Source organism: Rhodobaculum claviforme (assembly GCF_016653255.1).
GTDB lineage: Bacteria > Pseudomonadota > Alphaproteobacteria > Rhodobacterales > Rhodobacteraceae > Rhodobaculum > Rhodobaculum claviforme.
Window position 1 is genome coordinate 1 of sequence record NZ_NHSD01000257.1, and the last position, 10929, is coordinate 10929.

At 71.6% G+C, this 10929-nt stretch carries 12 protein-coding genes; 5 read left to right on the forward strand and 7 right to left on the reverse strand.

Annotation, left to right across the window (positions count from 1 at the left end; genetic code table 11):
* Positions 1–962 (reverse strand): MATE family efflux transporter (locus tag CCR87_RS09540; protein ID WP_201157297.1); only part of this gene is annotated, 962 nt, incomplete at its 3' end.
* Between the two features lie 77 nt (positions 963–1039).
* Here CCR87_RS09540 and rlmJ point away from each other — a divergent pair.
* On the forward strand, positions 1040–1828 hold the full coding sequence (gene rlmJ / locus CCR87_RS09545) for a 23S rRNA (adenine(2030)-N(6))-methyltransferase RlmJ (RefSeq protein WP_201157298.1): 789 nt from the start codon (positions 1040–1042) through the stop codon (positions 1826–1828).
* Between the two features lie 7 nt (positions 1829–1835).
* Here the strand turns inward: rlmJ and CCR87_RS09550 are convergent, their stop codons facing one another.
* Together CCR87_RS09550 and recA are read right to left on the reverse strand one after the other, a co-directional pair.
* A complete protein-coding gene (locus CCR87_RS09550) occupies positions 1836–2612 on the reverse strand; it encodes a gamma-glutamyl-gamma-aminobutyrate hydrolase family protein (protein ID WP_201157299.1) in 777 nt (258 codons plus the stop codon).
* 142 nt (positions 2613–2754) lie between these two features.
* A complete protein-coding gene (gene recA, locus CCR87_RS09555; RefSeq protein WP_201157300.1) occupies positions 2755–3828 on the reverse strand; it encodes a recombinase RecA in 1074 nt (357 codons plus the stop codon).
* 220 nt (positions 3829–4048) lie between these two features.
* Between recA and CCR87_RS09560 the strand changes: the two genes are divergently transcribed.
* Together CCR87_RS09560 and CCR87_RS09565 are read left to right on the forward strand one after the other, a co-directional pair.
* On the forward strand, positions 4049–4639 hold the full coding sequence (locus CCR87_RS09560) for a sulfotransferase family protein (protein WP_201157301.1): 591 nt from the start codon (positions 4049–4051) through the stop codon (positions 4637–4639).
* On the forward strand, positions 4611–5528 hold the full coding sequence (locus tag CCR87_RS09565; RefSeq protein WP_201157302.1) for an MBL fold metallo-hydrolase: 918 nt from the start codon (positions 4611–4613) through the stop codon (positions 5526–5528). Before CCR87_RS09560 ends, CCR87_RS09565 begins: the two co-directional genes overlap by 29 nt.
* Before the next feature lie 324 nt (positions 5529–5852).
* Here CCR87_RS09565 and efp read toward each other — a convergent pair whose 3' ends face one another.
* Positions 5853–6416: an elongation factor P gene (gene efp / locus CCR87_RS09570; protein ID WP_201157303.1), complete on the reverse strand. Its 564-nt coding sequence runs from the start codon at positions 6414–6416 to the stop codon at positions 5853–5855.
* Positions 6417–6649: 233 nt separating this feature from the next.
* Here efp and CCR87_RS09575 point away from each other — a divergent pair, with 233 nt between their 5' ends.
* Positions 6650–6976 carry a DUF6280 family protein gene (locus tag CCR87_RS09575; protein WP_201157304.1) on the forward strand — a complete coding sequence of 109 codons (327 nt, stop codon included), beginning with the start codon at positions 6650–6652 and terminating at the stop codon, positions 6974–6976.
* Positions 6977–7092: 116 nt separating this feature from the next.
* Here CCR87_RS09575 and CCR87_RS09580 read toward each other — a convergent pair whose 3' ends face one another.
* A complete protein-coding gene (locus tag CCR87_RS09580; RefSeq protein WP_242511937.1) occupies positions 7093–7782 on the reverse strand; it encodes a hypothetical protein in 690 nt (229 codons plus the stop codon).
* Positions 7783–7788: 6 nt separating this feature from the next.
* The gene (locus CCR87_RS09585) at positions 7789–8601 is read right to left on the reverse strand and encodes an alpha/beta hydrolase (RefSeq protein ID WP_201157305.1); all 813 of its coding nucleotides are present in this window, start codon (positions 8599–8601) and stop codon (positions 7789–7791) included.
* A 100-nt stretch (positions 8602–8701) separates the two neighbouring features.
* On the opposite strand from CCR87_RS09585, the gene CCR87_RS09590 reads away from it, so the two are divergent.
* Positions 8702–10180, forward strand: a complete 1479-nt coding sequence (locus CCR87_RS09590; protein ID WP_201157306.1) for an NAD-dependent succinate-semialdehyde dehydrogenase — start codon at positions 8702–8704, stop codon at positions 10178–10180.
* A gap of 37 nt (positions 10181–10217) precedes the next feature.
* Here CCR87_RS09590 and CCR87_RS09595 read toward each other — a convergent pair whose 3' ends face one another.
* Entirely contained in the window at positions 10218–10919 is a 702-nt protein-coding gene (locus CCR87_RS09595) for a glutathione S-transferase family protein (RefSeq protein WP_338048905.1), read from the reverse strand.
* Positions 10920–10929: the final 10 nt, after the last annotated feature.

Below are 10929 nucleotides of genomic sequence, written 5' to 3' on the forward strand. Positions count from 1 at the left end.
CGCAGCCCCGGACCGTCGCCCGCCCCCAGCGCGCGCCCCGCCCGCACGGTGGCGGCGTTCGACAGGCCCATCTGCACCATGAACAGCACCGACATGATCTGCAGCGCGATCCCGTGCGCCGCCAGCTCCAGCGTGCCGATCCAGCCCATCAGCAGCGACGAGGCGGTGAACAGCCCCGACTCGGCCAGGTTCGTCAGACCGATCGGCCAGCCCAGCCGGAACACCTGGCGCAGGGCCACCACATCGGGCCGCCACAGCCGCACGAACAGCGCATGCTGGCGCAGCCCCGGCGCCAGCGCCGCATGCAGCGCCAGCGCCCCCAGCGACACCATCGCCACCGCGACCGACGCGATCGCCGCCCCGCGCACGCCCAGCTCCGGCGCACCCAGATTGCCGAAGATGAACACCCAGTTCACGCCGACGTTGACCACCGCCGCGGCCACCGTGACCGCCAGCACCATCCGGGTGCGCTCCAGCGCCGCGAGGTGGCTTTTCAGCACCATCACCAGCAGCGCGGGGATCAGCCCGAATCCCGCGATCCGCAGATAGTCCTGCGTCAGCGCCGCCAGCGCGGCCTCCTGGCCCAGTGCGCGCAGGATCGGGCCCGAGAACCACATCCCCGGCAGCACCAGCGCGGCAAAGGCCAGCGACAGCCACAGCCCCATGCGGGTGGTGCGGCGCAGCGCGGTCTCGTCGCCGGCGGCGGCGGCATGGGCCACCATCGGCATCACCGCCCAGGCAAAGCCCGACCCCATCATCAGGAAGGTGAAGAAGATGGTGGAGCCAAGCACACCCGCCGCCAGCGCCTCGACGGAGTACCAGCCCAGCATGATCGCGTCGGTGACCTGGAGCGCCATCTGCGCCAGATGGCTGCCGATCAGCGGCAGCCCGAGGCCCAGCACCTTGCGCGCGTGGGTGCCGTAGCCCTCGGAGGGGCGCGCGGGGGCAGGGGGGGCGGACATGCGCCGTCCCTAGCCCGCCGCCGCAGGGTCGGCAAGCGGCGCCTTGCCGGACGCAGCCGGGGGGGCTAGGAGGCGGGATGCTCGGCTATCAGCACCTGTATCATGCGGGCAACCGCGCCGACGTGCACAAGCACGCCGCGGTGGCGTGGATGCTCGATTACCTGACGCACAAGGACAAGCCGCTCAGCTATCTCGAGACGCACGCGGGACGGGGGCTGTATGATCTGTCTGCCCCGGAGGCCCGCCGCACCGGCGAGGCCGCCGCCGGCATCGCCCTGGCCGAGGCGCGCGGCTGGTTCGCCCCCGACCATCCCTACAGGCGCGCGCTGGCGCAGGTGCGCGCCGGGCACGGGCCCTCGGCCTATCCCGGATCGCCCGCGCTGGCGGCGGCGCTGCTGCGCCCGGGCGACCGGATACAGCTGGCCGAGCGCCACCCGGCCGAGCATGCGGCCTTGCAGGCGGCGCTGGGCGGACGGGCGGATCTGCGGATCGTGGAGGGGTGCGGGCTGGCGATGGCGCGGGCGCTGTGCCCGCCGCAGCCCCGGCGCGGGCTGATGCTGGTCGATCCCAGCTACGAGGGGGCGGCGGATTACGCCGCGATGGCGCCGTTCCTGGCCGCGATCCATCGCAGGTGGGCGGTGGGGGTCCTGGTGCTGTGGTATCCGATCCTGACGCAGTCGCCGCATGCCGCGATGCTGGCGGCGCTGGAGCGGGGGTTTCCCGATGCGCTGCGTCACGAGGTGCGCTTTGCGCCCGCCCGTCCCGGCCACCGCATGATCGGCAGCGGGCTGTTCGTGGTCAACCCGCCCTGGGGGCTGGCGGACGAGGGCGCGCGGCTGTCGACGCTGTTCGCCGGGCTGGTCTGAGGTCGGCTCAGGCGCTGCGCGCCGGGCGCAGGCGGCGGCCTTCGGCCCAGGCGTGGGCGGCGGCACCGAACGCTTCGAACAGCGGGCGCGAGACCGGGTCGGCGGCGGCGTTCCACTCGGGGTGCCACTGGACCGACAGGGTAAAGCCCGGCGCGCCGTCCACCACCAGCGCCTCGGGGGTGCCGTCGGGGGCGTGGCCCTCGATGCGGATGCGGGCGCCGGGGGTCTTGATGCCCTGGCCGTGCAGGGTGTTGGTCATCACCTCCTCGCTGCCGAGCAGGCGGTGGAAGGTGCCGCCGGGCGTGAACCGGACGGGGTGGCGCAGGGCGAACTTCTCCTCCAGCGTGCCGTCGGGGGGCATGCGGTGGTTCATGCGCCCCGGCAGGTCCCGGATCTCGGGGTAGAGCGTGCCGCCCATCGCCACGTTGACCTCCTGAAAGCCGCGGCAGACGCCGAAGAAGGGCTGGCCGCGCTCCACGCAGGCGCGGATCAGCGGCAGCGCCACGGCATCGCGCGCCCGGTCGAAGGCGCCGTGCGCCTCGGTGGCATCCTCGCCGTACTCCTCGGGGTGGACGTTGGGGCGCCCGCCGGTGAACAGGAACCCCGCGCAGACCTCCAGAAGCTCGGTCACCGGGGCCAGGCGGGGATCGGCGGGGACCATCAGAGGCAGGCATCCCGCGACCTCGGCCACCGCCTCGGAGTTCATCCGGCCGCAGGCGTGCGCGGGGTACTGATCGTTGATCAGGTGGCTGTTGCCGATGATGCCGATGATGGGGCGCGCCATGGTCCGATCCGTTGTGAAGAACCCACAGGATAGGCCCCGCGCCCCGCCGAGGGAAGCCCCCGTCCGGGCTGGCGCGGCGCGCGGCGGCACCAAAGCCCGCCGCGCAGGCGAACCCCGGCCCTCAGGGGCCGGGGGGCACCTGTCAGCTTTCCGTCAGGTCGGGGTCGTCCTCGCCCGCCGGCATCGTCAGGTCGAGGCCGTGGGCCGAGCGGATACGCTCTTCGATGTCGGCGGCGACGGTGGGGTTGGCCTTGAGGAAGCTCTTGGCATTCTCGCGGCCCTGACCGATCCGCTCATCCCCGAAGGAGTACCAGGAGCCGGACTTCTCCACCACGCCGGCCTTGACGCCGAGGTCGATCAGCTCGCCGGTCTTGGAGATCCCCTCCCCGTACATGATGTCGAACTCGACCTGCTTGAACGGCGGGGCGACCTTGTTCTTGACGACCTTGACGCGGGTGGCGTTGCCCACGACCTCGTCCCGGTCCTTGATCGATCCGATGCGGCGGATGTCGAGGCGCACGGAGGCGTAGAATTTCAGCGCGTTGCCGCCGGTCGTCGTCTCTGGCGAGCCGAACATCACCCCGATCTTCATGCGGATCTGGTTGATGAACACAACCATGCAGTTGGACCGGTGGATGGAGCCGGTGAGCTTGCGCATCGCCTGGCTCATCAGGCGGGCCTGGGCGCCGACGGTGGCGTCGCCCATGTCGCCCTCGATCTCGGCCTTGGGGGTGAGGGCCGCGACCGAATCGACCACCACCATGCTGACCGCCCCCGAGCGCACCAGCGTGTCCACGATCTCCAGCGCCTGTTCGCCGGTGTCGGGCTGCGAGATCAGCAGATCCTCCAGCTCCACGCCCAGCTTGCGCGCGTATCCCGGATCAAGGGCGTGTTCGGCATCCACGAAGGCGCAGATGCCGCCCTTCTTCTGCTCCTCGGCCACCGCGTGCAGCGCCAGCGTGGTCTTGCCCGAGCTTTCGGGCCCGTAGATCTCGATGATGCGGCCCTTGGGCAGCCCGCCGATCCCCAGCGCGATGTCGAGGCCCAGCGAGCCGGTGGAGACCGCCTCGATCTCGGCCACGGCCTGACCGGCGCCCAGGCGCATGATCGAGCCCTTGCCGAATTGCCGTTCGATTTGCGCCAGCGCCGAATCGAGCGCCTTCTGCCTGTCGCTCTGTCGCTTGTCGGTCATGTCCAGAAGCTTTGCGGTTGCCATCGCCTTGGTCCTTGTTGCACAGCCGCGCCGTCGCGGCAATCGGGCCACCCGGGCGGCGGCCCCGGCGTGTGTTCGTGTCCTGTTCCGCCGAACCTTGGGTCCAAAAACAGAACATTGCAACCGCCTTGTCCCTTTGGTCAGCATTTTATGAAATTCGTTAAGGTCTGGTTTACGCCGCCGGGCGCGGGGATTATGCCGCGCCGGCAACGGGAGGGACCGCATGCTCGTGTTCTGGGACCAGCGGCTGGTGTTTCTGGCGACGCCCAAGACCGGCTCCACGGCGATCGAGGCGGCGCTCGACGGGTTGTCGAGCTTCTCGATCCTGCGCCCGCCGGCGGCCAAGCACACCGATGCCGCACGCTATCGCCGCTTCGTGGGGCCGTTCCTGCGCGCTTCGGCCGGTGCGGAGTTCACCACCGTCGCCCTGATGCGCGAGCCGCAGGACTGGCTGGCAAGCTGGTACCGCTTTCGCCAGGGCGAGGAGGGGCCGGACGCCGACGGCGCCGCCCAGGGTCTGGGCTTTGACCGCTTCGTGCGCGATCACATGGCCGATCCGGTGCCGCCGCACGCCGATGTCGGCAGCCAGGCGGCGTTCCTGAAGGGCCCCGACGGCGGGGTGGACCGGGTCTTTGCCTATGAGGATATCGACCGTTTCGTGGCGTTCCTCGAGGATCGGCTGGATTGCGGGATCACGCTGCCGCGGCTGAACGTCTCGCCCGATGCGGCGCTGGAGATCGAGCCCGATACGGTGGCGCGGCTGCGCCGGCATGCCGCGGCCGACTATGCCATGTGGGAGCGGTTGCGTGGCTGAGGCGGAGCGCCTCGCGCCGGGGCTGCGCCGCGTGCTGGCGCCCAACCCCGGGCGGCTGACGGGGCCGGGCACCAACAGCTACATCGTGGGCGAGGGCGCGGTGGCGGTGATCGATCCCGGCCCCGACGACCGCGCCCACATGGCCGCGCTGGAGGCCGCGCTGGCGCCGAACGAGCGCATTACCCACGTCATCGTGACCCACGCCCATCGCGATCATTCCCCGCTGGCGCGCCCGCTGTCCGCGCGCTGGGGCGCGCCGGTCGTGGCGTTCGGCGATGCGCGGGCGGGGCGCAGCCCGGCGCTGGCGGCGCTGGGCGATCTGGGCGGGGGCGAAGGTGTCGACGAGGGGTTCCGCCCGGACCTGCGGCTGGGGGACAGCGCGGTGCTGGAGGGCGCGGGCTGGCGGCTGGTGGCGCTGTGGACGCCCGGGCACATGGGCAACCACATCTGCCTGCGGTGGGATGACGTGGTGTTTTCGGGCGATCATGTGATGGGCTGGGCCACTTCGCTGGTGTCGCCGCCCGACGGGGACATGGCGGCCTACATGGCGTCGCTGCGGCGGCTTCAGGGGGTGGGGGCGCGGGTGTTCCATCCCGGGCATGGCGATGCCGTGACCGACCCGGCCGCGCGCCTGGCCGAGCTGATCGCCCACCGCGAGGGGCGCGCGGCGCAGATCCTGGCGGCGCTGGAGGCCGAGCCGCAGGATATCGCGACGCTGACGGGGCGGGTCTATGCGGGGCTGGATCCGGCGCTGGTCGCGGCGGCGGAGCGCAATGTGCTGGCACATCTGATCGAGCTCTGCGCGCGCGGTGCGGTGGTCGCGCAGCCCGCGCCGGGGCCGCAGGCCATCTATGCGCGGGCCATGCGCGCGGATCGCGGGGCGCGTTGACCGGAGCCGCGTTGGGGCTGTGTCGACGGGGTCCGCGCTGACGGGTGCTGTATGCTGGGCTGTGTACGGACGGGCCCGCGGGTGCGGCGGCCGGACGCCCTGCGCGCATGGCGACGATGCGGCGGGGGTCTCCATCGTCCCGTCGCGGCCCGATTTCGGCGCGGTGACCCACGGTGGCGGATGGAGATGTCTCTGCCCGGCGGCCTGATGGGGGGCGTCCGGGAGGCGGGCGGGGGTGCGCCGGAACCGGTGCCTCGGGGGCATCGAGCCCCCTCGGCCCCGGCGGCTGGCGCCGCAGGCCCGCGTCGGGCCGGCGGGACGGCGTCAGGCGCGTTCGACGTACTCGAAGGTTTCGGTGTTGACGATGATCGCCTCACCCTCGCCCACAAAGGGGGGCACGGTGATGCGCACGCCGTTGTCGAGGATCGCGGGCTTGTAGCTGTTGGCGGCGGTCTGGCCCTTCACCACCGGCTCGGTCTCGGCGATGGTGCAGGTGACCTTTTGCGGCAGGGTGACGTTGAGGGCTTCCTCGCCGTAGTATTCGACCGTGACCACCATGCCGTCCTGCAGGAACGGGCGGCGGTCGCCCAGCAGGTCGGCGGGCAGGGCGATCTGCTCGAAGGTTTCGCTGTCCATGAAGGTCAGCATGTCGTCGGCCTCGAACAGGAACTGCTGGTCCTTCTGGTCGAGGCGCACGCGCTCCACCTTGTCCTCGGAGCGGAAGCGTTCGTTGAGCTTGCGATTGTCGCGCAGGTTCTTGAGTTCGACCTGGGCGAAGGCGCCGCCCTTGCCGGGCTTGACGTGGCTGACCTTGACCGCGACCCACAGGCCGCCGTCATGCTCGAGCACGTTGCTCGGGCGGATTTCGTTGCCGTTGATACGGGGCATGCCAGACCTTGCGAAACTGTTGCGAAAAGATTGCGCCTGCCTATATGCCGCGGATGGACCGGACACAAGTCGGGCGGCCTTGTCATGCGGGCAGGGCGCCGCCGCGGCGCAGAGCACAGAGCGCCATGCGTTCCGTGCATGACAGGCTTGCGCAAAACAGATATCGAATCGTGCGCAAAATCCTTAAAGAGGCATGACGCGGAAAACGCAAGAGCAAGAACAAGGACGACATCATGTTTGATTTCGTGGACGGGGCGGCGTTCAACCACGAGCAGGGCACCCGCGCGCGCAAGCTGTTTGCCGCGGTGGTTCTTGCGGCCCTGGACGACGCCATCGCCGACGACAAGAAATATGGCAACGGGCCGGAACAGATCGCCCGCTGGGCCCGATCGCGCGATGGCCGCGAGGTGCTGACCTGTGCCGGGATCGATCCCAACGAGCGCGTCGTGAAGGGGCTGATGGAATTCGTGGCCAAGGGCGTGCGGACCTCTGTCGCGCTGTCGCGCGAGGAAAGCGAGCGCCGTGCGCAGGCCCTGATCGGCGACAACGAAGCGGCCTGACGCGGATCTGACATCGCGCCCTGCCGGACGGAAAGGACGCGCCCCCAGCGGGGCGCGTCCTTTCCTTTGTGGGCTGTCCGGCGGCGGCAGGGGCGGCGGGGGGTGGAGGCCCGCCCTCAGGCCGGGTCGGGAGAGGCGAGGCGGTGCCGTCGCAGCGGGCCGGTCGCCGGTGCCTCGAGGCGCCATGCGGCGGGGGCGGCACCGCGCGCGCGGCGGCGTTCCAGCCGCCAGGCGGTGTGCGCAGGGCTGTGGTCGGGGCTGGCGTCGAGGCTGGGCTCTGGGCTGGGCTCGGGGGCGAAGTGCCAGCGGCTCTCGATGCCCTGGGCGCCGCCGTCCTCGGGGGTCAGCAGCAGGCCCAGCGGCAGGGTGGACCCGCCGCCGTCGGCCCCGCCCGCGGCGAGGTGCAGCCGCCGCACCGCGACCAGCCCCGGCGGGCCGGCAAGGTCGGCCACCACCATCCCGCCCGCACCGGTGGCGGCGAGGTGGCGCAACGCGGTCTCGGTGCTCCAGAGGATGTCGTCGGGGCGGGGGGCGTCCACCAGCGTCAGGCGGGCGGGGTCGAGCCCGGCGGCGGCCACCCCGGCGGCGTGCAGCCGCTCGGCGGCATGGGCCGGGGCGATCCACAGCACCGGGCCACGCGCCGCCGCCGCCAGAAGGATCGCCAGCGTCCGCCGGGCCGGGCCGCACCCCTCGTGCACGCGGCCGAGCGCCAGCGCCGGGGGATCGCCATCGGTCCCGGCCCCAGCCCCGCCACCGGCATCAGCAACGGCATCGGCGGCCAGCACCACGCGGGCGGCGGCATCCATCGCCCCTCAGCCCAGCCCGTCGAGGAGCGCGGCCGTCAGCGCCCCATCGGGCCGCGCCAGGCTGTCGATCACGTCGAAGTGGTGGCGCCCGGTCTCGACCGTCAGGGGGGCGTGCCAGGCCTGTGCCAGCGTGCGCGCCTGCCACAGGAATGCCGGACGCTCGTCGCCGCCGACCCAGACATGCACCAGAACGGCCGGGGCGGGGTGCAGCGCGGGGCTCTCGGCCTCGGCCTCGGCGGCGTCGAGGCGGAAGTCCGCGTTCATTGCGGTGGCGCGCAGCGGGCGCAGATCCGCCAGCGGCGAGATCGGGACCACCCGCGCCAGCCGCACCGCCCCCCGATGTTCCGCATCCGGACAGAGCATCCGCGCCGCCAGATGCCCGCCCGCCGAATGGCCCGTCAGCACCACGGGGACGCCGGGGACCTCGGCCATCACCGCGGTCAGGGCGGTGGCGATTTCGGCGGTGATGGCCGTGATGCGGGCCTCGGGGGCCAGGGTGTAGCCGGGCATCGCCACCGCCCAGCCGCGTGCCACGGCACCGGCGGCCAGATGCGACCAGTCGCCCGGCCCGAAGGCGCGCCAGTAGCCGCCATGGAGGAACACCACCAGCCCGCGCGCGACCGCCTCGGGCAGGAACAGATCGAAGGTCTGGCGGGCGCCGGGGCCATAGGGCAGCCCGCTGCGCGCCCGCCCGCCAGGGCCGGTCCCGAGGCTGGCGCGAAACGCCGCCGCCTGTGCCGCCCAGCGCGGCGGGTACCCGGCCGCATCGGCGATGAAGGGCGCGTTGGCATAGGCGGTGTCGGGATCGTCGTCGGTCATCGGCCCTCCGGCGGGGGATCGCGCCCCCTGCGGGCGGCTGGACAACGCCGCCATGCGGGGGCATGCCATGGCAAAAGCCACATCGGCAAGGAGGGAAACCATGCTCGACACCGCAACCGATCTCAAGGCCCTGCTCAAGGACCCCAGCCTGCTGGAGACGCGTGGCTATGTCGCCGGCGAATGGGTCGCGGCCGATGACGGGGCCACCTTTGCGGTCACCAACCCCGCCCGCGGCGACGTGATCTGCGAGATCGCCGACATGGGCCGCGCCGAGGCCGCCCGCGCCATCGCCGCCGCCGAGGCCGCCCGCCACGCCTGGGCCGCGCGTACCGCCAAGGAGCGCGCGCAGGTCATGCGCCGCTGGTTCGACCTGATGGTGGCCAACGCCGACGACCTGGGCGCGATCCTGACCGCCGAGATGGGCAAGCCGCTGGTCGAGGCCAAGGGCGAGATCCTGTACGGCGCCGCCTTTGTCGAATGGTTCGGCGAGGAGGCCAAGCGCGTCTATGGCGAGACCATCCCCGGCCACCAGCCCGACAAGCGCATCACCGTGATCCGCCAGCCGATCGGGGTCGTGGCCTCGATCACGCCGTGGAACTTTCCCAACGCCATGATCGCGCGCAAGGTGGCGCCTGCGCTGGCGGCGGGCTGCGGCTTCGTGGGGCGTCCGGCGGCGGAAACGCCGCTGTCGGCGCTGGCGATGGCGGTGCTGGCGGAGCGCGCGGGCGTGCCGAAGGGCCTTCTGTCGATGATCCCGTCCACGAAATCCTCGGACATCGGCAAGGAGTTCTGCGAGAATCCCACCGTGCGCAAGCTGACCTTCACCGGCTCGACCGAGGTCGGGCGCATCCTGCTGCGCCAGGCCGCCGAGCAGGTGATGAAATGCTCGATGGAACTGGGGGGCAACGCGCCGTTCATCGTGTTCGACGATGCCGATCTGGATGCCGCCGTGGCGGGCGCGATGGCGTCGAAGTACCGCAACGCGGGCCAGACCTGCGTCTGCGCCAACCGCATCTATGTCCAGGCCGGGGTCTATGACGCCTTTGCCGAGAAGCTCGCGGCGGCGGTGGGCAGGATGAAGGTGGGCGACGGGCTGTCTGACGGCGTGGACACCGGCCCGCTGATCAACGTCGCCGCCGTGGAGAAGGTCGAGGCCCACATCAAGGACGCGCTGGACAAGGGCGGCAAGGTCATCGCCGGCGGCAAGCGTCACGCGCTGGGCGGCTCGTTCTTTGAACCCACCATCATCACCGGCGTGACCAGGGACATGGCCGTGGCGCAGGAGGAAACCTTCGGCCCGCTGGCGCCGCTGTTCCGCTTCGAGACGGAGGAGGAGGCGATCGCCGCCGCCAACGACACCATCTTCGGGCTGGCCGCGTATTTCTATGCCCGCGACATCGGGCGCGTGACCCGCGTGCAGGAGGCGCTGGAGTACGGCATCGTCGGCGTGAACACCGGCATCATCTCCACCGAGGTGGCGCCGTTCGGCGGCGTGAAGCAGTCTGGGCTGGGCCGCGAGGGCTCGCGCCACGGCCTCGATGACTTCATGGAGATGAAGTACATCTGCACCTCGGTCTGAGGTGGCCGCCCCGGCCCGCGCGGGCCGGGGCGATCCGTCAGCCGGTCTTGCGGTCGCCGAACAGCACCGACTGGGCCTTGCGGTCCATCGGGCCGCTCTTGCGGCGCTCGGCGCCGACGTCCTTGCCGCGCTGGACCGCAGGGCGCGCGCCCACCGCCTCGAGCCAGCGTGCAAGGTTCGGCTTGTCCTCCAGCGTCTGTTCCTGCCCCTCCCACAGGATCGCCCAGGGCCAGATCGCCATGTCGGCGATGGAGAAGAAATCGCCCGCCACGAACTCCCGCCCCGCCAGCTGCCGGTCGAGGACACCGAGCAGCCGCGCCACCTCGCGGCGATAGCGGTCCTGCGCGTAGGGCAGGTCCTGCGGCGGGTCCATCTGGGGCGCGTATTTCAGGAAGTGGTGCGCCTGGCCCGCCATCGGGCCGAGGCCGCCCATCTGCCACATCAGCCACTGGTCCACGGTGATGCGGTCGCGTTCCGTCGGGCCGCCGAACTGGCCGGTCTTGCGCGCGAGGTATTGCAGGATCGCGCCGGACTCGAAAATCGCGATGGGCGCGCCGTCGGGGCCGTCATGGTCCACGATGGCGGGCATGCGGTTGTTGGGCGCGATCTTGAGGAATTCGGGCTTGAACTGGTCGCCCGCGCCGATGTCGACATAATGGAGGGTGTAGGGCAGGCCCATCTCCTCCAGCGCGATGGTGACCTTCCAGCCGTTGGGGGTGGGCCAGTAGTGCAGGTCGATGGGGGTGGGC